The sequence below is a fragment of the Roseovarius arcticus genome (assembly GCF_006125015.1).
Lineage (GTDB): Bacteria > Pseudomonadota > Alphaproteobacteria > Rhodobacterales > Rhodobacteraceae > Roseovarius > Roseovarius arcticus.
In genome coordinates this window covers 1,141,346-1,164,898 of record NZ_SZZN01000001.1, presented here as the reverse complement: position 1 = coordinate 1,164,898, position 23,553 = coordinate 1,141,346, and the positions used below count along the sequence as shown (strand labels likewise).

The 23,553-nt window shown below is 60.8% G+C and carries 14 protein-coding genes; 3 read left to right on the top strand and 11 right to left on the bottom strand.

The features are described 5' to 3' along the window. Positions 1-9: 9 nt before the first annotated feature. The 5 genes from MK6180000_RS05505 to MK6180000_RS05485 all read right to left on the bottom strand — a co-directional run bounded on the left by MK6180000_RS05505 (position 10) and on the right by MK6180000_RS05485 (position 5,430). Positions 10-999, bottom strand: coding sequence for an ABC transporter ATP-binding protein (locus MK6180000_RS05505; RefSeq protein ID WP_138933823.1), 990 nt, complete (start codon positions 997-999; stop codon positions 10-12). Continuing rightward, entirely contained in the window at positions 996-2,003 is a 1,008-nt protein-coding gene (locus MK6180000_RS05500) for an ABC transporter ATP-binding protein (RefSeq protein WP_138933822.1), read from the bottom strand. The genes MK6180000_RS05505 and MK6180000_RS05500 overlap by 4 nt, the downstream gene beginning before the upstream one ends. Positions 2,004-2,007: 4 nt before the next feature. Continuing rightward, a complete protein-coding gene (locus MK6180000_RS05495; protein ID WP_138933821.1) occupies positions 2,008-2,925 on the bottom strand; it encodes an ABC transporter permease in 918 nt (305 codons plus the stop codon). 1 nt (position 2,926) lies between these two features. After that, the gene (locus MK6180000_RS05490; RefSeq protein ID WP_138933820.1) at positions 2,927-3,844 is read right to left on the bottom strand and encodes an ABC transporter permease; all 918 of its coding nucleotides are present in this window, start codon (positions 3,842-3,844) and stop codon (positions 2,927-2,929) included. Between the two features lie 95 nt (positions 3,845-3,939). Then, entirely contained in the window at positions 3,940-5,430 is a 1,491-nt protein-coding gene (locus MK6180000_RS05485) for an ABC transporter substrate-binding protein (protein ID WP_246040591.1), read from the bottom strand. Between the two features lie 215 nt (positions 5,431-5,645). On the opposite strand from MK6180000_RS05485, the gene MK6180000_RS05480 reads away from it, so the two are divergent. After that, complete coding sequence (locus MK6180000_RS05480) at positions 5,646-6,404, top strand: IclR family transcriptional regulator (protein ID WP_138933818.1); 759 nt, start codon at positions 5,646-5,648, stop codon at positions 6,402-6,404. A 212-nt stretch (positions 6,405-6,616) separates the two neighbouring features. Here MK6180000_RS05480 and MK6180000_RS05475 read toward each other — a convergent pair whose 3' ends face one another. The 5 genes from MK6180000_RS05475 to MK6180000_RS05455 all read right to left on the bottom strand — a co-directional run bounded on the left by MK6180000_RS05475 (position 6,617) and on the right by MK6180000_RS05455 (position 17,902). Beyond that, on the bottom strand, positions 6,617-7,090 hold the full coding sequence (locus MK6180000_RS05475) for a tRNA (cytidine(34)-2'-O)-methyltransferase (RefSeq protein ID WP_138933817.1): 474 nt from the start codon (positions 7,088-7,090) through the stop codon (positions 6,617-6,619). 132 nt (positions 7,091-7,222) lie between these two features. Continuing rightward, on the bottom strand, positions 7,223-8,257 hold the full coding sequence (locus tag MK6180000_RS05470) for a cytochrome c (RefSeq protein ID WP_138933816.1): 1,035 nt from the start codon (positions 8,255-8,257) through the stop codon (positions 7,223-7,225). Further along, positions 8,242-8,802 carry an SCO family protein gene (locus MK6180000_RS05465; protein ID WP_138933815.1) on the bottom strand — a complete coding sequence of 187 codons (561 nt, stop codon included), beginning with the start codon at positions 8,800-8,802 and terminating at the stop codon, positions 8,242-8,244. Before MK6180000_RS05465 ends, MK6180000_RS05470 begins: the two co-directional genes overlap by 16 nt. Then, a complete protein-coding gene (locus MK6180000_RS05460) occupies positions 8,802-10,577 on the bottom strand; it encodes a hypothetical protein (RefSeq protein ID WP_138933814.1) in 1,776 nt (591 codons plus the stop codon). The genes MK6180000_RS05465 and MK6180000_RS05460 overlap by 1 nt, the downstream gene beginning before the upstream one ends. Next, the gene (locus MK6180000_RS05455) at positions 10,565-17,902 is read right to left on the bottom strand and encodes a cupredoxin domain-containing protein (RefSeq protein ID WP_138933813.1); all 7,338 of its coding nucleotides are present in this window, start codon (positions 17,900-17,902) and stop codon (positions 10,565-10,567) included. Before MK6180000_RS05455 ends, MK6180000_RS05460 begins: the two co-directional genes overlap by 13 nt. Positions 17,903-18,067: 165 nt before the next feature. On the opposite strand from MK6180000_RS05455, the gene MK6180000_RS05450 reads away from it, so the two are divergent. Further along, positions 18,068-20,896: a trypsin-like peptidase domain-containing protein gene (locus tag MK6180000_RS05450; protein ID WP_138933812.1), complete on the top strand. Its 2,829-nt coding sequence runs from the start codon at positions 18,068-18,070 to the stop codon at positions 20,894-20,896. 146 nt (positions 20,897-21,042) lie between these two features. Here MK6180000_RS05450 and MK6180000_RS05445 read toward each other — a convergent pair whose 3' ends face one another. Then, complete coding sequence (locus MK6180000_RS05445) at positions 21,043-21,963, bottom strand: LysR family transcriptional regulator (protein ID WP_138933811.1); 921 nt, start codon at positions 21,961-21,963, stop codon at positions 21,043-21,045. A gap of 91 nt (positions 21,964-22,054) precedes the next feature. Here MK6180000_RS05445 and MK6180000_RS05440 point away from each other — a divergent pair, with 91 nt between their 5' ends. Next, a complete protein-coding gene (locus tag MK6180000_RS05440) occupies positions 22,055-23,311 on the top strand; it encodes a M24 family metallopeptidase (protein WP_138933810.1) in 1,257 nt (418 codons plus the stop codon). The last annotated feature ends 242 nt before the right edge of the window (positions 23,312-23,553 follow it).

Genomic DNA, 23,553 nt, shown 5'->3' with positions numbered 1-23,553 from the left:
CCTTAGGGCTTAAACGGTGAAATCCGGGCGATACATCGCACTTTTGGGATCGTGCAAATGGCACTCTACCATCCCGGCGTCGCGTGGCACTGGGCGCGGTGCCTTACTCTTGCATTCCGCCTGAGCAAACGGGCAGCGAGGGTGGAAATGGCAACCAGAAGGCGGCGCGATGGGGTTAGGATAAGCCGCACCCAGCTGCGTGTCGGGCACGCCAAGCGACGGGTCGGGCGTCAGCACTGAATTCAAAAGCGCGCGCGCGTAGGGGTGACGCGGCGCGTCAAACAGCGCGCCTACCTCCGCCTCTTCCACGATGCGGCCCAGATACATGACCGCAACGCGCGTCGCCAGATGCTCAACCACCGCCAAATCGTGGCTGATGAAGAGATAGGTCAGCCCGAATTCATCGCGCAGTTCGTTGAGCAGGTTCAGGATCTGACTTTGAACCGATACGTCTAGCGCCGAGGTAGGTTCGTCGCAGATAACAATTTCGGGGTGCATGATGAGGGCGCGCGCGATGGCGACACGCTGGCGTTGGCCGCCCGACATCTGGCTGGGATAGGTGTTCAGCACGCGCGCAGGCAACCCGACCAATTCCAACATCTCGCGCACAGATTTGGCGCGGCTTTTCGCATCGCCTACGCCATGAACAAGCAGCGGCAACGACACGATGTCGGCAATAGTCTTGCGCGGGTTCAGCGACGAATAGGGGTCCTGAAAGATCGGCTGAATGCGCCGCGCCAGTGCCAGACGATCCTGACCGCCGATTTGCTCGCCATCGACCAGTACCTGCCCCGATGTCGGCTCTTCTAGCCCCAGCAGGATCTTGGCCAGTGTCGACTTGCCACAACCACTCTCGCCCACAAGGCCCAGCACTTCGCCGCGGTTCAGCGTCAGGGAGACGTCATTGACGGCCTTCAGAGGCTTTGGCTTGCCGAAGATGCCCTGTTTGACGCTGTAGGTCTTGGCGACATTGCGCAGCTCCAGAACGGGGGCGTTCATGCGGGTTCTCCTTCGGCGGCGCGGGCGCCATCGGGGTGGACGCAAAGAAATTCATGCGGCGGCTCGCCGCGCTCAGGGATGCTGTCGCGGCAGGCGTCCACGGCGTGCGGACACCGGGTACGGAATGCGCAGCCCTGCACGTCGCCCACCAGCGAAGGCACGATGCCGGGTATGGTACCCAGATCGGCCCCGCGCGCAGTCTTGCCCGGTTGCGGGATGCAGCGCAGCAGGCCGCGCGTGTAGGGATGTAGCGGTTTGCCAAAGACGCTGGCTGCGGGACCGCTTTCCACCAGTTCGCCCGCATACATGACACCAACATTGTCGGCCACGCGCGCGACGACGCCAAGGTCGTGTGTGATAAGGATCATGGCAACGTCCATCTCTTTGGTCAGGTCGACCAGTAATCGCAGGATTTGGGCCTGAATTGTCACGTCCAGCGCTGTTGTCGGCTCGTCCGCGATGATCAGCTCGGGCTCGCACATCAGGGCCATGGCGATCACGACACGCTGGCGCAGACCGCCCGACAGCTGGTGGGGGTACTGGCCAAGGCGGCTGGCAGCGGCGGTGATACCAACCTTCTCCAGCAGCTCGACGGCGCGCATACGGGCTTTGTCGCGGCTGACGCGGCGATGCAGCCGCAGCGCCTCGACCAGTTGATCGCCGATGGTATAGGCGGGGTTCAGCGACGTCATCGGCTCTTGAAAAATCATCGCAATCCGGTCGCCGCGCAAGCCGCGCATCTGGCGTTTGGACGCGCGGGTCAACTCGATGCCGTCGAAATCCATCCGCTCAGCGGTGCGTTTGATGTTCTTCTCCAGCAGCCCCATGATGGCCAGCGAGGTCAGTGATTTGCCAGACCCCGACTCGCCCACAATGCACAGCGTCTCGCCCCGGTGCAGGTCGAAATCTATGCCGCGCACAGCGTGCAAGGTTCCGCTGGCTAGGGGTATGTCCAGCGTGAGGCCGCGCACGGAAAGCAGCGGCTTGGCGGATACGTCGCTCATTCAGTCAGCTCCGGTTTTCGGGGGCGGTCACGTCGCGCAGGCCGTCACCCATCAGATTGATCGCCAGCACGAGGATGAAGAGAACAACGCCAGGGATCAGCACCAGCCATGGCTCAAACAGCATCATGTTTTTGCCCTCGCTGACCATCAGGCCCCAACTGGGCGTCGGCGGTTGCACCCCGAGGCCGAGGAAGGACAGCGCCGCCTCCAGCAGGATGGCATGCGCCATTTCCAGCGTCACGATCACGATCAGGTTGTTGACAATGTTCGGCATGATTTCGGACAGGATCACGCGGGTAGTAGACGCGCCGATGGCCTGCGCCGCTGCCACATATTCGCGTCTGCGCACTTGGAGGGTCGAGGCGCGCATCACAACGGCGAACCGATCCCACAGCAAGAGGCCCAAGACGCCGATTACCACCTCAAGGGATCCGCCAAGGATAGCGACGACTGCCAGGGCGACCAGCACGACGGGCATGGCAAGGCGCACGTTGATAAGGAAGGTGACGACTGCATCTACCTTGCCGCCGAAATACCCGGCGGCGACGCCCATCGCGGTGCCGATGATGCCCGAGATGACAGCCGCGACGGTACCGATCAGCAGCGACACCCGGGCGCCGTAGATCAGGCGCGACAGGTAATCGCGGCCCAGATGGTCGGTGCCCAGCGGATGATCCCACGTGCCGCCCATAAAGACGGGCTTGACCATCCGGCTGCTAAGGCTTTGCGAATAGGGATCATGCGGCGCCAGCACCGGGGCGAGGATCGCAATGATGACTAGCACCAACACCACGCCGACGCCAAAGAGCAGTCCGGTATGGCCCCGCACGCGCTTGCGCAGGATCTGGCGCGGCGTCGGGCCGCTGATTTCCTCTAGCAAAGGGTCGGAGGCCCGGCTGAGCTCGGATTTATGCACGGCCATTCTACGAACTCCTCATGCGGGGATCGAGCCACGCGTTCAGCACGTCCGCGAGAAAAGTGAAGATGATGTAGAACATCGAAAAGATCAGGATCAGCGCTTGGACGGTGGGCAGATCGTTGCGCGCGATACTCTCCCACGCCAGATAGCCCGCGCCGTGCAGGGCAAAGACCGATTCGACCACGATCGAGCCGCCCAGCATGAAGCCCATCTGGACGGCAGCAAGGCTGACCACCGGGATGATCGCATTGCGTAGCGCGTGCTTGAACATGACGCGGCCCTCGCCGGCACCCTTGGCACGCGCAGTGCGGATATAATCTGAGTTCAGGACTTCCAGCATCCCGGCGCGCGTCAGACGCATAATCGCGGGCATGGCGTAATAGCCCAAGACAACGGTCGGCATAATAAAATGGCGCCAAGTGGATGCACCCGACGGCGGCAACCATCCCAGTTGGATTCCGAAAAGGACGATCAGGATCAGGCCAAACCAGAAGCTGGGCATCGCCTGCCCCGCCACCGATACGAACAACGCGATGCGGTCGATGATCGAATTTGGCCGGATCGCTGCAACGACGCCCAACGGCACAGCCGTCAAGAGCGCGAACGTGATCCCGCAAACGCCCAGCGTCATCGTGACTGACAGGCGGTCCGCGATCAGGCTGGCGACCGGTAGTTTGAAATAGTAGCTCTCGCCGAAATTGCCCTGTAGCGCCTGCCACAGCCAATCGCCGTATTGCACCAGCATAGGCCGGTCAAAGCCATAGAGACGCCGCAGCGATTCGATATCCTCGCCGCTGGCTGTCTCGCCCGCGAGAGCCGCGGCAGGGTCGCCTGACAGGAACAACAGGGAAAAGCTGATAAAACTGACCGTAATGGCCACCAAAAGCGCGAGGCCGAGCCTTTTGAGAATGAATGGCAGCATGTGCCGTTGTCTCCTTGCCGGATTGGCGAGTTTCTACAATGCGCAAAGCGAAAGGCCCGGAGGATCGCGTGGATCCACCGGGCCAATCATCGGCTTTAGTTCCAGGTCATATCCGTAAAGCGCAGCACCTCGTCTGCCGTCGGGGTGTATTGCACCTCTTTGGTCATGACGTAGTTGGTGTTGTAGCTGAACAGCGGCGCCCAATACGCCTCATCCGCGATACGCTGAAGCGCCTTGGTGTAGAACTCCAGCCGCTTGTCCGGATCGGTCGAGCTGTCGGCAACGTCTAGCCATTCCTTCGTCTGATCGTCCTGCGCGTCGTCAAGGCTGCCTTTCTTGAAGAACTGGCTGACCATTGCCGAGGCATCATTGATCGAGTAGCTGCCCCAGGTCGAAAACTGGATCGGCACTTCGCCTTTCATGTTCAACTCGCGCAGTGCGGAATACTGCAGCAATTTGAAATCGGTCTGAATGCCGACAGCGTTCAGGTAGCTCGAAATTGCCTCGGCGTATTCGCGGTCGCGGTAGGCGTAGAATTCGGTGCTGAAGCCGTCCTCATAGCCCGCCTCGGCCAGCAACGCCTTGGCCTTTTCGGGGTCGTAATCATAGTTGGTGACATCCTGCGAACAGCCGAACTGGCTGGGATAGCAGGCGGTCGACACGACCTTGGATTTACCTTTGAGCAGGTTATCAACCAGCGCCTGACGGTCGATGGCGTGGTTCACGGCTTGGCGCACCCTAACGTCGGTAAACGGGTTCGGGTCCATCGACGAGCGGCCCGCCGCATCCATCGACAGGTATCCGACGCGCATCGTGGATTCGTTCAACACGGTAAAGCGGTCGCCCATCTCGGCCATTTTTTCGGCCTGATCCGCCGGAACCTGCCAAATCAGGTCTAGCGAGCCTGAGAACAGCTCAGCCAGCTGGGTGTTAACGTCCGGAATCGTACGGATGTCGATGTTGGGGACAGTCGGCTGGCCCTTGGGGCTATCATGGTAGTTTTCGTTCTTCTCCAGAACGAAATGCTGGCCGGGAATGACCTCGGTCACTTTGTAGGGGCCGGTACCGACGGGCTTCAAGCCCATGCCTGAGGGGCCAACTTCGGCGTAATAGTCCGCCGGATACATCGAAACCGGGCCAGACAGGAATTCGATCGCAGCAGGAAAAACGTCTTTGGTGGTGATGCGGACGGTATAATCGTCGATCTTCTCGGCCGCTTCCATCCAGTTCACGTTGCGCTGTGTCTTGACGCCGTTCTCTTCCTTGGCGACGAAATTGACCGTGGCGACAACGTCATCAGCGTTGAAGTCTGACCCGTCGTGAAATTTCACGCCTTCGCGCAGCTTGAACTCCAGCGTCTTGTCGTCAATCCATTCCCAGCTTGTCGCCAGATTGCCTTTGTATTCATTGGTCTCGGGATCGCGGTAGATCAGCCCGTCCCAGACGGCGCGTTGCATCACCACGCCCTCGCGTGAGGAGTTAAAGAAACTGTCGACGTTCTCTAGCTCCTTGGTAAATGCGATGCTCAGCGTATCGTTCGCCTTATCTGCCAGCGCGGCGCCAGCGGCGCCTACCGACATGGCCATTGCCAGCGCTGTTGTTTTCAAAAATGCAGCTTTCATCTTTCGTCCTCCCTTCCGCAGTCATGCTGCGGTTCTTCGCCAAATTCTGTTTACATGTGCAGCGCATCATATAATGATACGCTGCATTACCATTTAATTATTTGAACCCTGCGGACCGGCATAAATCAAGAGCAAACTTGGGCGGCCTCGCCCGCTCCACTTTTGAAAAGCGACATTTGGTGACCAAGCCTAAACAGAATACCCTCTTTGTAGCCTCACTGGCAAAGGGTCTGCGCATATTACGCGCCTTTGATCACACCAATACGGAATTATCGCTGGCGGCGATGGCCAAGATTACCGGCCTCGACAAAAGCGCGGTTCAGCGCCTTGCCAATACGCTGCACGTCGAGGGGATGCTGGACAAGGACCCGGTGACGCGGCTCTACCGGCCGTCGCATGCGTGGCTGCGGATGGCCTATGCCTATTACTGGTCTGATCCGCTGATCGCGCGCGCCATGCCCAAATTGATTGACCTGTCTCAGCGCCTTGGCGAGACGGTAAATCTGGCGCAATTATCCGGGCAGGACATTATCTATGCGGCCCGCCTGCCCTGCACGCGCACAATATTTGCCGCATCGGTGCCGGGCCGGTCGGTGCCCGCCCTCAGCATTTCAGCCGGGCAGGTCATCGTGGCGACATTCCCGCCTGAGGAACGCGCGGCTGCAATCCGCGATTGGCATCTGTATCCCCAGACACACCGCACCACGATGGATCGCGCCGAGATTTCCAGCCAAATCGAGTCTGCGGCGCAAAACGGCTACGCCATCACCTACGATCAGATGATCCTGAATGAGGTGGGCGTCGCATGCGTGATTCGCAGCCCCGATGGCAGGGGGCGAGCGGCTGTTCATTGCTCGGTTTCAGCCCACCACTGGGACGATGCCCGTATCAAAGCAGAAATCCTACCGTGGCTACAGGATACTGCAAACACGATCTGACCGCCGCCTCTCTCCATGATCCGGCGCGGGACGGCTATGCCGTGGACGAGGTTTTCAAAGCGCTTTGCGTTAAGGCACGCGAGGAAATGGTCATAGACTTATTGCAGCGGGCGCAAGAACGCGGTGAAATCACAAATAGCTGAGAGGCAAATGCTATGCCTCTGCTGATAAGCTGCCATTCGTATCGCCCCGCTAGTCAGCATTGACAGCCTCTAGCCGCCCAACTGGGTCCGCATGGCTTGATAAACCACCGCTGTGGCGACATTCGCCAAGTTCAGCGACCGGACAATTGGATTGCGCATTGGCAAGCTGAATGTCCGATCCTCCATGCCATCCAAGACCGCAATTGGCAGACCCTTGGATTCGCACCCGAAAACCAAATAGGCATCGCGTTGATAGTCTGGCGTGTAAAAACTCTGCGCGCCGCTCTCTTCAAAGAAGTGCAGGCTTGCCCGTGGTGGCTTTCTGTCGTCCAAAAAGCTGTGCCAGTCGTCATATTCAGTCAGATGAACATGCTGCCAGTAATCCAGTCCGGCCCGCCGCACTGCCTTTTCGTCGAGCGAAAACCCGTAGGGTTTGATCAGGATCAGCTCCAGATCTAACGCTAAACAGGTCCGCCCGATAGCACCGGTGTTGTACGGAATTTCAGGTGTCACCAATACCATCTTCAGACACGGATCAGACATAGGATGAATAGGCTTTCTAGGTCACCGGCGCAGGATTGAACCGTCGTTGGCATCCCGTTAACCCACTTGAGGGGTCCGTCACAACGTCAACCTTGCCGCCAAAGTGGCCGCAATACGCGCCACCGCTACCAGTCACGGTGCCAAGCGCACAATTTCCGGAACTATCGGAAGCGCGCTGGCAGTTTCCACAAGTTCGGCCAGTGTGACCTTGCGGCCAGCAGTAAGCGCCGCGCGGCCCAGCAGCATCCCCAAGGCAAACCCCCGCATGGCGTCTGCCGATCGGTGCGATGCCGCCGCCCAGCCAAGCGCTGCCCGATCAGGAACAGCCAATGCCACGTGATTACCCCCGCGCACCAGCTCAGCTACAAAAGGGCCAAGTTGATCAATGCAGCCATAGTGGGTCAATCCCGGCGCCGCCGGTGTGACATCCGGTTCACCTGCATGAAGGACGGCCTCGGAATCAGGATCAACCAACAGACCAGCAGCGCGCAATCGGTAAGCAATATCATCGCCGGACGGGCCGGCCAGGCGCACTGCCTCGTACCCATCTTGGCGGATAGCGGCAATTGCGGCTGCGAGGCAGGCGGCTTTGACGCGCGGCGCCTGACCCTGATCAAAGGAGACAAGATCGAGCGCCGCGCTGTCTAGGGTCGCGACAATCTGGCGCCCGAACGCGCCGCCGCCCGCATTGAATATCTCGATCGCCGCAGCAAATCCGCGGTCGAGGTCGGCGTTTCCCGATGCGGCCACACGTATCTGCGTGGCTGTCACCCCTGCCCTGTCACTGGCATCCAGCGCAGTCAGGTGATCGACAAGCGAGGCGAGCACATCCGGCTCAAGGCGAAAACGCGGCATGGATTGCGCCAGCACGCGGCCATGGGGCGCGACACCTTCTGTCAACGCGCGGGCAAAGCTCATCCGGTCGTAGGGTCCAGACGCCGACAGATCGGACCAGCGAACAGGTGGAAAAACCGTCACCCCTTCGGCGCGGCCTCTGCCATCTGCTCCATGACATCCCGCGCACGCAAACCGCGTGGCAGGCAAACTGACGCTGCCGCCCCCAATTGCGATCTCGGCTCCCTCGCCGTGCAGGTAAAGCGCGGCGCCCGGCGTTTCAGCAAAGGCGGGCGCCCCGACCAAAAACGCTAGGATCAGCCCGCAACGCATTCAGGTATCTTTCGCGCCATCTCTATCAACAGGGCCGGCTCGGGCAGGCCGATAACCCGGACAAATCGAGAGGAACAAAAATCACCGACAAGGAACATTGGGTCATGGGCAAAGATGCTGTCGAATGAGACGCCAAGACCATCCAGTAGCGGATCGGTCCCCCGCATGCCGGCGGTCAACCACAGCCATTCTTTGCTGGGCGAAAAATTCGCCGCATTCGCATGCAGCGCGTCCGGAGTGTCTGACATGGGGTCTATGCTGAGACTGACGAGGGTAATCGGCTCTGAGCGTTCTTCCCTAATGATCTGATCCACACCGTAGAGGATGCCATTTGTCACATCGCAGAGCGACTCGCAGCTTGTGTAGAAAAAGCTGATGATGACCGGCCCGCGCGGTCGCAGCCGTGTAACAAACCCTTCGGTATGGCCATCCTTGTCGGTGACCGGAATGTTGGGGGGCATCAGTAGCTCCGCTGGTGCATCTGCCGCCGATGCGGGGCCAAAGGGCAGCGCGCAGAAGATTGCGAGAACCTGAAATATGCGCATTACGGTGTCTCCATTACCAAAGGGTGAAAGGAATGGCCGTCGCGCCCTTGGGCGGCGATCACCACCGGCCCGCCCTGCGGCACTGCCAGAGCGTCTGTAGCCTGACCGGCAGCGTCCGACGTCAATACCACCGTGTTCCTCCAAGGTGTGGCGAGCCCGGTAACAAGGACCCGGAACCGGGCGTCTGTGACAGGCACGCCGTCCTCGCCCCGGAAGCTCAGGCGCACATGGGTGGGATCAATCCGCTCGGCGATCATGTGGCCAGGCGCGGACAGATCACCCGCCCCGGCACCTTCCATCGCGGGCAAGCCTGCACAAAAGGAGAGCGATCCAATGCCGGTCGTCGTCACCAGTTCGTATTCGCCCGCGATTGGCAGCATCGCCGTGGTCTGAAACACACCGGGCAACACTTCGCGAAAGCTGCGGTCGAACCCCGTGACAAGGCGCGGAACGCCGCCCCTCAGGCGGATCGCACTCATCGGCGGGGCGTCGCCCATCATGCTGTAATCATGGACGATAAAGCCAGTATAGCTTTCGGCGTGAACGGCGATCATCCCCGGTTGCGGCCAAAGCGGCGCAAGATAACCACCATGCTCAAGGGGCTTCTTTCGCGCCTGCCCCAGCATCACCTCGCGCAGTTGCGTCGGCCGATCAGACCGGATCGCGGCTAGATCCAACACGCCAATCCGCGACTGGTCTGACGTCATCAGATAGGCCGCGCGGTCAGTAAAGGCGATTTCCGATATCGGCCCCGGTGTCGCAATCGACTGTATTACCGCGCCGCGCCCCACATCAATCAGCATCATGTCGCCTGCCTTGCGGGGATCGTAGACCAGTATCCAGCGCCCTTCGGGTCCAGCGGCAAGCCTGGTCGCAGGCGCGGGCAACTCAATCATCACAGGCGTGTCTGGCGCATCGGTATAGCGAATAGCCACAGTGCCCGCGGCAAGCGAAGCCAGCGCGAACGTCTCATCAAAATCTGCTAGTGCGACGGCGTGATCCGCAGGTCCGCTGACCTCAATCAGCATACGGCCCGTTGCGGCATCGCGGAGCGCGGCCCCTCCCGGCCCCGACACAGCCAACGTATCGCCCGGCGGCGAGGGCAGCATGTGGCGGACGTCTGTGGCCACGACCGTCAAACTACCGTCCGCACCAATCCGGCTGAGGCTACCGCGCCCCGACTCGACGACCCAGACGTCGCCGCCACGCACTGGATGGATCGCGACGGGACGCGCAAGACCTTCGGCCAGTACCCTTAGAGCGGCGCTGGGAACTGCAATCTCCAAGACCTCGCCCCGCTCCGTCAATGCGGCAATGAAACGGCGTCCGGCAATATCGGCCACAAGGGTGGCCGGCGCCTCGTCAAAGCGCGCGGCACCGACGAGGTTGGCGCTGGCCAGATCGATCTCAGGGTCAACAATCGTGAACGATCCGTCCTCTGAGGCGACACCGATCAGCGCCCCGTTCAGCTTGATCGCGCCTCGCGGCAGACGGCCCGTGGCGAAAAAGCTGCGGGCCGCCTCAACGCAGCCAAGATTGTTGTCCTCGACAGGGCGGAACCACCCGGCCAGTTGCAGGCCAGCAGGCGGATCAGTGCCCAGCCGGTTATCGATCCGTACCGTGACCTCGAACGGCTTGCCCGGTTCGGGTCGAACCAGCGCCGCGCCTGTCAGTTCGGTGAATACCACGTCGGCCGACAGCGCGGGGCGCAGTTCGTCTTGCGCCGCTAGCGGCGCGGCAAACATGAGCAAGAATGCACCTATCAGCCACCGCATTGCGCGGCCTCCGCCACGTCCAGCAGGCCCCAGACGCCGCCGGTGCGAATATGCGCCGGTCCATCATGCCAGACCGCAACGCCCGGAACTGCCTTTGGGGTTAGCCATGCTGTCATGCTCTTGCCCGGTGCCAGCAGCACAGAGCGTGGAAAGCCAAAACCGGGGAACAGATCATCGTAGTTGTAGCCGTTCATCACAAACGCTCGCTGTCGCGCACGGCCGCCCGGATGGATCACGCGGATCACGACCTGCTCGCCTTCGCATGCCTTTAGCCGCAGAGCGCCGGGATGCGCAGTCAGGTAGTCAGGCGCAAAGACAAAGGCATTCAGGTCATCACTCTCTTCCACCCTTAGCGCGGCTGTCGTTAGCGCCTGTGTGAACGAGGGCGAGCGATAGTTCACGCCCTTCTCACCGCGATCATAGCTGTCATCGCAAACGATGCAGTCCGGTACCATCTTGACAGGTGTTCCATCCTGCTCAACAGCGGGCGTCGCACTCTCGTCCTGCCATGACCAGTCGATGCGCGATGCGTCGTCCCAAAGGTTCAGACCGTCCTGATAATAGAGCACAAATTCGCGCGTGCGTTCGACTGTACCCTCCGGCCCTTCGGCCTCGAACAGCATCGTGCCGCCATCGCCCGGCACCGGATCGGCGCCCTCGGAATGACGCGCGCCGCAGACCTCGTATCGGTCGATCACCTCGCAATCCAGCTGTTGTCCCATTGACCCGACCGGTGTCCAGCCCCGTGGCACCACATCGATTGCGCCGAAAAGACCGTGCTGGACGTGACTGATGACGTCGGATGTGGACCGGATCGGCACCGCCCCAAAGGCGTAGGGCATCCAGTGAACCCGCGCGTCAAGCTCCTCCAGCGCGGCGTTGCGCGCGGCGTCCATAAGCTGTGCGCGCACGGTATCCGTGTCCAGACAATCGCTACCCTCACAAACCGCCGCGACAAGTGTGTCAAACCCGTCCTCCGACGCGTCGATGATGGGTAGTGCTTCATCCAGCCGCTGGGATAGTGGCCCCGACACGATCTGAGGTATCAGCTCCAAAGCATATCCCACCCCAAGGACCGAGAAGATGGCATCTTGGGCAGACTCGGGCGGCAGATCCTTTGGATTAAAGACATCAGTCTCGCCAGCCGCTGGAAATGTGTCTGTCCCGTCCGATATCCAGGCGGGCGACAACGCTGCCAGTTCCTGTGCCGTCCGCGCCGCAATCCGCACGAGCAGATCGTTTAACGCAGCCTCGCCCGGCAGGTCCAGCCGCATGCGCCCGGCATAAAACAGGAATGGCGGGCTGACAGTGACGCCGTCGCCTTCCGCCGCGGGCAGCCCGGCAGTGCCGTACCCATAAGCCAGCGGCAAATCGCGGATCAGGTCCATACCGGGCAGCCCCACGTTCAACGCCAGTTGCGCTGATGGGCGAACCCCGCCTTTTCGCATCCCAGCCTCTACAGGTTGCAGCAGACCATCGCTGCCGCCATGTGCTGGCGCGTGGGGGAATGGATCGGTGTTCAGCGGAACAATTGGCGGCATTGTCGCATCGCCCAGCAGGTCGCTCAGCCCGCCCTCGCTTTGCTCTAGCGCGTTGATGTAACGAAGCCGCACACAATCGCCTGCGCGCACCCGCAACGTCATCGGGCGTGGTCCGTGCCGGTAGTTCAGCGCTACCGCGTCCAGAACGTCCGGCCGTGTCAGCGCGTCCCATCCATCGGTTGCAGCGACGCCGCCTTCAATGCCCAGATCATCCGCCGACAACAGCGCCAGCATCAGCCCATCGGGGTCATAGCGCCCACCCCCATAGTTTGTGCCGCCATCCGAAGGCCAGACTGTGCGGGTCTCAACCGCAGCAAGCACCGCATCAACGATACGCTGCGGCGGCGCGTCCTTGTCCGGATAGGGGCACATCAGCCCGCCGGTGCCAACGGCAGATCCCTCATCGCCCAAACTTTCGTCGCGCACTCCTGTCTCGCCGAGCCGGTCTCTGATTGGAACGTTTGCAGCGGGTGAATCGCCCTCCTCGGCATCAGACCCTGGATTAAACGCGGCAACCGTGGCCGGATCAGGCGCGCTCGGGTCGCTATAGATGCGCACGAGGCCCCATGCACCATTCCACAGCGCATCAACCGAGCCAAAGCTGTAGAGGAAGTCTGACGACTTGTCCGGCACGTCGCCCGATGGCTCCTCAGCGACTGGAAAGGCGGCGGCCTCGACGCTGATCGGCACATCGGCCCGGAGCGATCCGTTCATCTCGAAATGTTCGGAAATCCCTACCTCCTGCGCGAACGTAAACCCCTCCACGTTGTCACATTCGGCGATCAACTTTTCATAGTCGCGCCAATACTCGGAATGGGACGCATGATCCTCAGCCGTATCGCGCCAGGTCCGGTATTCATCCGGCCGCCCATCAAGCGCCGCAGGAACGGGCGATCCAAGCGGCACCCCATTCCCAAGACAGCGGTCGCGCAGCGAAAGCGTGTCTTGGCGCTCCTGTGACAGGCCCAGTGGCTGCTTGCCTGCCGGATACGCCTGATCGATGTTGCGATGAAACGCGAGCCCGGCGACGTTGAACGTATGCTGCACCTCCTGCGCACCTTGGATCAGGCGGATCACCAAACGCTCGTTCTGATAGGCCTCAAGGATCAGAGTTTCCGGATCGCCGTGCACTGCCGAACGCAGTGCCTCGCCCATATCGCCAGCAGATCCCGTCAGCTGCATGTCAACGGAACATTCGCCGAAATCCCCATTCGCCAAGGTCTCTGCGACCTCACTAGGATCGTTCAGCGGGTTGCCGGCATCATCCAGTGCGTGTTCGCCCGGCACCCCCATATCACGGAGGCGGCAGTCATCTGAGGGGGTCGCCAGCGCCTCCTTGTCACCTATCCGCAGAGGGATCGGCGCGCCGCGGTAGTTTACCAGATAAGGATCGTGGTGATCGACCGAGATCGATTCAGGCCGGATCGGCGGCGCGACTGGTTTGGCCAGCGACGCAACCTTATCGTCGTCGGGCGGGCTAAGAAAACCTGCCGCCCTTTGCCGATAAGAGACCATATGATCGAAAAGTTCGCTCACTTCATCGGTGGCCGTGTCATCGAACATATCACCAAACAGGCGCGCGCTATGGGCCTCGTCGCCGGCCGTCCCGCCCGCTATCCATGCGGGGGCCATATCGCCGGGCAGGTACCAGCTGTCATTCGTCAAACCGTCCGCCGACTCGAAATCGGACGCGAATTCCAAGGTGGCTGCGACCCCGCATTTTTGATCCAGCATTTCGGGGCTCAGCCGCCATTTGGCCTCGCAAAATAACTGCCCCATGCCGAAGGCATCGGCAAAGGCTAGCTCTTCGGCCTCGCCTGCGCCGTACGCCTTGGACTTTGCCGGCTCTTGCAGATCGGCGACGCTGGTGCGGTCACGCGGATCGTAGAGCAGTGCAAAATCCGCAATTGAAAGGGCAAATTCGCGATAATCAGGGTGCGCGGGGTTTGTGCCTTGCATCCGTACCCGGCGTTTTGTGCCATCCCAGACCTCGCCCGACCAAGCGACCGAGTTCAGGCGGCTCGCGTCGGGAATTGGCCCGACACAATCGCCGCCGCTCTGGTTACAAATCGACGCCAGTTCCATTTCGCCGCCAACGCTGCCTGTCGCGTCGGGCTGTCCGAGCGGGCCGGGCGGCACGCCGACGCCCGGCTCAATCACCAGTGCAGAGTAGAACCCGTGCTGCTGGATTGACGATGGACCGAAATGATCATGCGAAAACACAGTGCGCAAGGTCCGGTCGCGCAATTGCGGATCGTCCGTATCGCCATTCATCGTTAGGATCGGGTCCGCGAACCATCGTTGGACGGTGGTCTGAAACTTGTCCCGGTTCTCTGTCCGGCTCAGCCGCCAGATATCACTCTGCGCAGGGTCGGACCCGTTGCATTCACCGCCGTTCAGCGTGATCCCCCCTGCGTCCTCTCGCGGGGTCACATTGCCTGCGGATGCACAGCGCCGCGCAGCCAGTTCATCGGCGGCAAAAGTGCCATCCTCGTAATTCCAGCCATTGCCGGACCCGTCAGATGCGGTGACATCAAATTTCACCAGATGGATGTGCTGGCCCACTGTGTCTGTCGGTGTCTTGACTTGGAAATCGTCCAGCTCCAGATCCTTGGGCAATTCGTTGGTATGCCGAAATTCGATGCATTCCCCCGATAGTGCCCTGAAAAAGAACGGCTCTTCGGTATCGCTGATTGTGGGCGAAATCGGCTTGGCACCCTCCAGCGTTGCCGCCTCCTTGAAGCGTTCGCTTTGCGCGGTCCGCACATTGATGCGCGCCTGCGGATCGTGCCAACCCGCGCGGTTCACGATCAAGTCGAGCTGTACCGCCGACACCTCGTACCGCCTGAACCCCAGCAGCAACGGATCGTGAAAATAGGGATCACCGGGATCTGCGTTGCGCGTCAGTGGGTCGATGCCGGGTGTCACTTCGGCACGCATTTCGGGCGCCGTTACTCCGCACGGATCTGCGAAGGGCGCACCGGGTTTTGGCGCATTGCCGTTGACCGGAAATGCATTGCGGGGGGTTAGAGGAAATGATCCATCGGGAAGCGGCGCATCCCCAGTCGGGTAAAGCCCGTCGACCGGACCATCGGCCAGATCGGTGCCCGTGAAATCGGTCAGTCGCAAGGCGGCGTTCAGCCCATCGGCGCGGTAAAGCTGGCCGTTGAAATGGAATCCCATCGCAGCACGCTCTAACCGAGTGCCGTCATTCGGCAGCGTCTCAATCCGCGCCTCGGTCAAATGGGCAGAGAGATCGCCCAGCGCAAAGGCCTTGGCGACGATTTGATAAGTCAGCGCGGCGCGCTCCTCTTCGCTCAGTGCGTCGAATGCGGCGGACTCCAGCAGGTCCGCCGTATCGGGTGGCAATGCAAAACCGAGTTCGCGCTGCGATCCATCGCTGACCACATGGCGCCCGATCCCGCCATCAAGCCACGCCTCGGTGTTCACCCGTTCGTCTATTTCAGCCGTGATGTCGGCGACTGGCGAGGCGTCCGTAATCGTGCCGTCGGCGTGCTCGCCCAGATCCCGCGCAATATCCAGCGGTGCCTGCGGTGGGCGGTGTCCCGGCTGGCCGGCGATGTAGAATGGATAGCCGGGCATGGGCGTCTTGGCCTCGGCTTTTAGCACCGGCGCTGCGCCGCTATCATCCACATCGCTATCAGCGGCGTAGGTCGGCAACAGCGGCAGCGGCTCTCCCGGCAGGGGGATCAGTGCCGGAATGGGCGTTCCGTTGTTTTCATTCGGATCACCCGCCTCGGGGCCGGTCCAAGCGCCCGTCAGCCTGTCGACCGAGCCGGGACGGCTGTGACCGCGTTCGTCGGCCGTCGGAAACCGTGTCGACAGCTCTGCCGTTAACTGACCGTCGGGCAGCTTGCGGGTGCCGTCCTCAAGAACGTCATGAACGCGCCACAGCGCCCACATTCCTTGGGCAAAATGCGGATAAAGATGGCAGTGAAAGATGGAATCGCCAATCGTCCGGTTGCGGTTTCCTGACCCTTGGGTATCCCACCACCCTTCATCGGCACCGTCGAAGGCGCGCAATCCTCCATGATATATATTGTAGGTAAAGCTTTGTTGCGGCGCGACCGTCTGGCTGTCCAGGTAGGTCCCACGGCTAGGGTCATTACCGGCGAACCACTGATGCGCGTGCAGGTGAAAGACATGCGTTTCTTTAGGTCCAGCGTGGAAATTGCGGAAAACCACCGGATCGTTGAGGTAGGAATGGTGCACATTCGACGGATCGTCAGCATACCACTCCAAGAGCGCCGGATCGCCGTTGGCCCAAGACGCGAGGAAAAACTCCTCATACATACATTCAGCACATTCCGCCGCCGGGCCCAGTCCCTTGCGGTTGGCCAGCAGCAAAGAGCCCATGCCAGACGAGCCATAATTAATCGCAAAGCCATCCTTTACGCCAGCAAGCTGGCCGAACCGCGCCAGTTCTTCGTAGTTGCGCGTGTAGAAAGTTTTTAACTCATCGTGAAAGAAGACCGAGAATTCACGGAAGGCTTTGAACACCGGCTCGCGCGAAAGTGCTGGTGTGTTGGCTTGGTCGGCGCGGCAATCATTGCCGTCAACCGCCGGATCGCAATAGATGATTGCATTCAGATCCGAATGCACGATTTCCAGCCGGGTGGCCTCAGCAAAGGCGCGCTGGTCTGGCGGCGATTGCGGTGCGGGCGCGTCCAGCACCATTGCCATATTAAGGAGCGGCGCGCGCTGTTCAAGATCGGCCCCCGGCGTGCCAAGATGATCGGCCAGCGTGCGCTCGTAATCGAGGATTTCGCTGCGCGCGTGGCGGACACCATTTTCGGCGCGGGGCCAGACGGCATCAAAGGCTGCAGTCGATGTCTGACTGCGAAAGCTGCGGGTGCCGGCCCGCTCAACCATCAGCGCGCCAAACAAACCATGTACGATTGATCCGCCATTACCCTCGCCCCCTGCCGGAGCCGCTTGCGAGGCAAAGAAGTAGGTTCCCTCTTGGGGCAGTTTGTATTTGCAGAGAAAGCTCTCATTCGGCCCCGCTGAGCCTGTTCCGATGCATCCGGGATGAATTTCGCCATCTATCTGCAGCGGCATCAGACCTTGGGTGACAAAGTTGATATGCCGGGTCCGGGGCCAGTCGGTGGGCGCGGGGAAGTCTTGCGCAGCCTCGTCCTCTTCCAGCGCATCGGTGGCAAGGCAGGACACTTCCTGATGGCGCAGTTCGCTGGAATTGCCTCGCGTGACATGCGGCCGCACGGATTCGGCGTTGCTATCGGTGGTCGGGGCGGCCTTGCAAAAATTCTTTGAGAAGTCGGGCGCGTCCGGATCGAACAGCCAGTTGGACACCCGTACGATCAGCACGTCTCCGACATTTGCCCGCAGAACCAGTGGGCGCGGACGCTTGCAATCCTTCAGGCGTACGTTTCCAGCCTCTAGCGCGATCCCTGGATGGCCGTGTTCAGCCCCCGTCAACGCCGAGCAGTCGGATGCGGTTATCAAATCTACCGATGGGTCAGCCTGCGCCTCACTCTCGCGGCGCAGTACAGCGAGATCGCGATCCAGCGCAAAGATCATCCCAAACGGATTGAACGAGCCGAAGCGGTTATAAACCAGCGTTTGGTCAAGCGCGCCAACATCGGCGCAGATCACCCTGCCGTCCTCAGGCGCCTCTCGACAAATCTCTGCCATCGTCGGGCGTGTCTCAATCTGCTCGGCGGCCCGCGCCGGGACAGGCGCCACGGCGGCAAAAGATAAAGCAACCAAAGCAAATACGAAAAGGCGAAGAACAATAGGCATGATCAAACCCTTTATCAATTCACCGGCCTAAATCGCTGCGGTCAATAAAGGCGCGATGTGCTGCAAATAAAACGTAGGGTAGGTCCAGTATGCCTTATTTTACGATTCGCTAACAGGCTTTCGCGCAACTTGGCGTTGTGCTAATTTTATTTCGGAGATTATCCGATGAAAAATTCTAAAATCGTTTCCAATCTTCGCCCACTGATGCGTGACGACGGTGCAGCCGCGCGCGGGAGCCTTTCACGCGTCGGGCGGATCATCCGGCTTCTGCGGCCGGGCATCGCGCTAGCGAACAATGCATTGCCCGGCCCTCCTCCACCGCTCCTCCCAGTTGAGTTTCGCGATTTCGCAGGATCGCTGGCTGATATTGCCGCCACTCATTCCGCTGCGATCGGCAGGATTGAGGTGCGCCACCAACAGGGCTGGATGCGTATCGGGACCGGATGGGTCGTCAGTGCCGGCGCAAACGGCGAAACTGCCCGTCTGCTGACCGCCGGCCATGTGCTGCGGTATATGATGAACTCTCAAACGCGTGCAATTCGGCGGCTTCGCCGCATCCCGGTCGATCCGGCCGATCCTACAGCATTGCGCCAGACCCGGATCACCTTTGCCGATAATCCGGACCCGGAGGCAGACGGCATCGACATCACGTCGGTCATCTGGCCGCACGCGCTTTGGGATGTCTTGCTTTGCGAACTTGATCGCCCCCTTGCGGTGGTCCCTCCCCCGCTTGAGCCCGATCTGGACTGGACACATGACCCGGACGAACCGATGGCAGTTCTGGGGTACCCTGTGGCGCAAGGTTTCGTACCAGAGGGTCTGGAGGATAGCGGCGGTTTCGCCTCAATCTTTGAGGGCGAGCTCGGCGTTCGCCGCATTTGCCCCGGTCTTTGCCTAGGTGCGCCGCCCGCTCAGGCCCCAGCAGCCACGACCCATGTTGAGGCCGAGGCCCTGATGCTGCGCCATGATGCCTCTACGCTTGGCGGCAATTCCGGCTCGCCCGTCTTTAGTCTGCGCACCGGGCGGATCGTCGGCCTGCATACCAGCGGCGGGCAGTTCGTAGTGGGCGGCAATCCTGCCGCAGAAGAGGCCAATCGCGCGGTTTCGATGCCTCAGCTATTGCGCGAGGTTCGGATGCACCAAGAGATAGAGAATACCTTGCCCGTAGCCGAGCGCGCACCGCCGGAACTGCGTCCTCCGGATTCATGGTCAGCCGCGCTGGTCGATCCCGATGATGAGGCAGCGTCGCCCTTTATCGGCGGGGACCCGGCAGACATTCCGCTACCTTTGATTTCCGCAGCAACGCAAGACAGACCAGATACGCGCGACTTTTTCTACACACCGCCAATGTGTATGCCACGCAACGCAGTCCTGCCGGTTCGTGATCCGGCCCGCATAATCCATAACCAGCGATCAGAGGCGGCCTGCGTTGGATTTGCGCTGGCCGCAGTAATTGATCTGCAACGGCGCCAGACCGCACCAAATGCCCCGGCGGTCAGTGCCCGGATGCTGTATGAAATGGCGCAAAGTCAGGATGAGTGGATCGATGACCGGCTCGGCGGAACCAGCCTGCGCGCGGCTATCAAGGGGCTTCATTATTCAGGTGCATGCACTGCCGATCTTGCCCCGTGGGTGCCCGGTCAACGCGGCTGGACGATGACAAGGCAGGTTGCCCGCAATGCGCGCGCCATCACGTCTGGCGCCTATTACCGCCTGCGCCCCCGGCTGGCCGATTTTCAATCCGCAATACAAGAGATGGGGGCAATCGCGGTCTCGGCACATATCCACGCAGGATGGATACGCAGCGACGGCAAGCGCATCCACTCGATCCGCTACAGCCGTGACCGTATCGGCGCACATGCGTTTGCTATCATCGGCTATGACGCGGACGGATTCATTGTGCAAAACTCATGGGGGCCGCAGTGGGGCGGCTGGCACGATCTCGACGGTCTCGCACATTGGAGCTACAAAGATTGGGCGCAGAACCTGATCGACGCCTGGATCATCCGCCTCGCCCCACCTGCGCCATCAGGATTTGGACTGGCCCCGGCAGCGAGGGTATCCGATGAGGCCGACGCGGCCCTTCCAGCGGCTATCCGAGAATTACCGCGAGCGCCGCGTCACGTGCTTTTGGGTCATGTCATCCACGCCGAACGCGACGGAATTGTCGAAGTTGGCAGGCTTGGTCTGGGCCTTGCCTCCCTACGCGAGGCGGTTGCCGAGCTTTGCGATCCCAAAAGCAGTGTGCGCTGCCCGCACCTTTTGATCCTGCATCACGATCCGTTCCTTGGCGCTGAGACGCTGGCCCGGGTCGCCGCTTACCTGACGCCTGTCCTGCTGAGCAACAGGATCTTTCCGCTGCACATCACCTACGGGCTTGACGAGATTACGACATTTGCCTCCCGTATGCGGGCCGAAGCTACTTTGGTCAGCGACCGTTTCGGACAGGCGGCGAGTGGCGCAGGGAGTTATCTGGAACGCCGCGCCGAGCGTCTTTGCGGTAGGCTGCTCGCGGATTTTGCAAACTTCGCGGCGATCTCCGCGCAGCCGGGCGGGCCGCTGTGGCAGGCCGGTGCAGCCCTGTGCATCGAGGCGGCCAAGGGACGGTCCCTGTCGATGCTGTCCTTCGGCGCTGGGGCTATAGCTGCCTCTGCCCAGATTGATGAGGCGGTCCAAAGGGGCGAGCCTGCTATAACCCGGCTGCTTCAGGTCGGCCCGGTCGCGCAGCCAATCCGCAACGGCACTTATGCCCACCGGGTCTGGCCGCTTGGCCCCCGCCGGGACACGAGTAACCTGGCACCCTATGCCGGTGACTGGGCAGATCTGGCGGAAAGAGCGATGGGCGGGGCGGCCTGCACAGTTCGCGCCAAGCCGGATGAGACTTCAGACACGCCCGGAAACCTTGCCGCCTGCTGTACCGACCCCAAATTGCTGAACGCGCTCGTCGCAACGATCAAGGGCCGCGCACCATCGCCCACGATGCGATTTAGGTGATCCTGTTATTGGCTTGGGGCGGCGCGAACACGCCAATTCCTAATTTTCGTGGTTCGCCTGTTTGACACGAATGGGCGGTAGAACGCGGGTACGTTGGCAGCACGGGCGACTCTTCGGGTGTGCCTGCGCCTGCTCTGCCAACAGCTTCAGTCTATTCCTGACTTATTCAACGGTTGGGATGGAAAACAATCGGCATCCGCCAAAAAATCTGCAAACTCCGCGACCTGCCGCCCAGCGACGCGCCCGGATCGGTGCACGAGGAAGTACCCCTTGCCTGTCGTATAGCGCTCACCGCCAAGCGCGAGGAGCGCGCCTGAGGCCAACTCATCGCGCAAAAGGGCACAACTGGCCAAGGCAAGTCCTTCTCCCGCGATCGCCCGGCCTATGGACTGGCTGTAGGTCTTGCAAACCTTTCTTGGCAGTGTCGTCAAAACCGACGTGCCATGACGCTTCGCCCAGACGTCCCAATTGATCCAATCCGGCGCATATCGTTCGTAATCAAGTAGAAATTGGCTCTCTGGCTCGTTTTGAAAAGCCTCTAAACAGCATGGTGACAAGACGGGGGTGAGTTCCTCCGCGATCAACATGACCCCTTCCCAGCCCTCTGGCGGCGCGCTTGCATAGATGATTGCAAGATCGTGGTCAGAGGACAGCAAGGCCGCAGGGTCATCCGACACCACGGTTTCGATCGGGCAGGATGCCTCGCTGAAGGCGAATGCCTTGATCCTCGGAAAGAGCCAGAACACCGATACAGCATTATTGGCCGCGATCCGCACCGCGGGTTTCGCGGGCGATCTGATGCCTTCGAGGGACGTGGTCAGGTAGTCGAGCGCCATCGCGACAGGCTCGGCCAGCTTCGCGCCCGCCGGCGTGGTTGCCAGGCTGCGGGTACCGCGCTCGAACAGGGGCGTACCGAGCCAATCCTCGAGTTGCCTAATCCGCTTGGAGACAGCGGCTTGCGAGACATAAAGCTCGGACGATGCCGCCGTGAAGCCGCCATTTCGGATGACGGCATCGAAAAACAACAACGTGTCCAGCGGCGGCAGGGATTTTCTGAGACGTTCCATTCCTTGTGGTTATCCAAAAGCCTGAATTTTTCAAGTGTTTACTCGTTTCGCCGCATAGCCGAAGCTACACTTGAACGCAGGAGAGCATGACTTGGCGAATTTTGATTGGCACGCGGAACGCAGTGATTTAGCCGGGATTGCCTTGCTGGATCGCGCGCCCGAAAGCGAAGGCATCGACCTGAGGGCCGTCCGTCTTTATCGGCTCGGGCGCGTGCGCCGCGAGATGCTGCGCTACGGCGTGGACGCGGTGATCCTGTCGGACCCGATCAACATCCGCTACGCAACCGGCGCGCGCAACATGCAGGTGTTCTGCCAGCGCAACGCGCCGTCACGCTATCTGCTGCTGACGGCCGGCAAATCGATCCTCTTCGAGTTCACCGGCTGCCTCCACCTGGGCGAGGGCTATGAGACTATCGACGAAGTTCGCCCCTCCAAAACCGCCAGCTTTGTTGCAGCGGGGCCTGATATTGCGGCGCGCGAAAAGGCATGGGCCACAGAGATGGCAGACCTGATCGGCGAGTTGGTCGGCGCTGGCGCGACTGTCGGGCTGGAACGGTTAAATGCAGGCACTGCGATTGCGCTGAAAGAGTGCGGGCTGACCATCGTCGATGCGCAGCAGCCCGTCGAAATGGCGCGGGCGATTAAATCGGACGAGGAGATGAAATGCATCAATGCCTCGCTCCGCGCCACGGAAAACGGCGTGGAAAAACTTCGCGCCGCGATCCGCCCCGGTATGACCGAAAATGAGCTATGGTCGGTCCTGCACCAGTCCGTTATCGCGCAGAACGCGGATTACTGCGAGACGCGCCTGCTGAATGCCGGGGGGCGGTCCAATCCGTGGTTTCAGGAAACTTCCAGCAACGTAATCGGAGAGAACGAACTGATCGCACTGGATACGGATGTAGTGGGCTGCCACGGCTATTATTCCGACTTCTCGCGCACGTTCCATTCGGGTCCGGGCAAGCCGACCAGTGCGCAGCGCGAGTTATACAAAGTCGCGCACGAGCAGGTAGTCCACAACATGGGCATCCTGAAGGCAGGCATGAGCTTTCGCGACTACGCTGATCGCGCCTGGGACATCCCCGAGAAATACTATCAAAACCGCTACTACCTGTCGGCGCACGGCTGCGGCATGACTGGAGAGTATCCCTACCTCTACCACCGTGGCGACTTCCCAGATGCGGGCTATGACGGTGAAATCCTTGCCGGCATGACCCTTTGCGTTGAAAGCTATACTGGCGAAGCTGGGGGCCGCGAAGGCGTGAAGCTGGAACAACAGGTCCTCGTGACAGAGACTGGTATCGAATTGCTGTCGCGCTTTCCCTTTGAAGAAGACCTGCTCGGGTAGCGAAGACCATCTGATTACAGACGAACTGTGCTTTGTTACGTCCAAGACGCGCGCTCGTAGCGCTGTTTCCGCCTGCGCCAGAGCCGCAAGCCCAAAACCGATACCCATATACCGGGGATGAGACGCGATAGCCTTCGCCGACCCACCTTGGCACGGGCCAGCTACATGGCCAGCACGCGATCAACAAACATTATGTTGAATAACTCGTCGTTATGTCTCAGGGGCAATTCCCCACGCGTTCC

Bases quoted from the DNA above. Each gene is read 5' to 3' on its own strand.
- MK6180000_RS05505 (WP_138933823.1), bottom strand. From the start codon at position 999: ATGAACGCCCCCGTTCTGGAGCTGCGCAATGTCGCCAAGACCTACAGC.
- MK6180000_RS05500 (WP_138933822.1), bottom strand. From the start codon at position 2,003: ATGAGCGACGTATCCGCCAAGCCGCTGCTTTCCGTGCGCGGCCTCACG.
- MK6180000_RS05495 (WP_138933821.1), bottom strand. From the start codon at position 2,925: ATGGCCGTGCATAAATCCGAGCTCAGCCGGGCCTCCGACCCTTTGCTA.
- MK6180000_RS05490 (WP_138933820.1), bottom strand. From the start codon at position 3,844: ATGCTGCCATTCATTCTCAAAAGGCTCGGCCTCGCGCTTTTGGTGGCC.
- MK6180000_RS05485 (WP_246040591.1), bottom strand. From the start codon at position 5,430: ATGGCCATGTCGGTAGGCGCCGCTGGCGCCGCGCTGGCAGATAAGGCG.
- MK6180000_RS05475 (WP_138933817.1), bottom strand. From the start codon at position 7,090: ATGTCTGATCCGTGTCTGAAGATGGTATTGGTGACACCTGAAATTCCG.
- MK6180000_RS05470 (WP_138933816.1), bottom strand. From the start codon at position 8,257: ATGCGTTGCGGGCTGATCCTAGCGTTTTTGGTCGGGGCGCCCGCCTTT.
- MK6180000_RS05465 (WP_138933815.1), bottom strand. From the start codon at position 8,802: ATGCGCATATTTCAGGTTCTCGCAATCTTCTGCGCGCTGCCCTTTGGC.
- MK6180000_RS05460 (WP_138933814.1), bottom strand. From the start codon at position 10,577: ATGCGGTGGCTGATAGGTGCATTCTTGCTCATGTTTGCCGCGCCGCTA.
- MK6180000_RS05455 (WP_138933813.1), bottom strand. From the start codon at position 17,902: ATGCCTATTGTTCTTCGCCTTTTCGTATTTGCTTTGGTTGCTTTATCT.
- MK6180000_RS05450 (WP_138933812.1), top strand. From the start codon at position 18,068: ATGAAAAATTCTAAAATCGTTTCCAATCTTCGCCCACTGATGCGTGAC.
- MK6180000_RS05445 (WP_138933811.1), bottom strand. From the start codon at position 21,963: ATGGAACGTCTCAGAAAATCCCTGCCGCCGCTGGACACGTTGTTGTTT.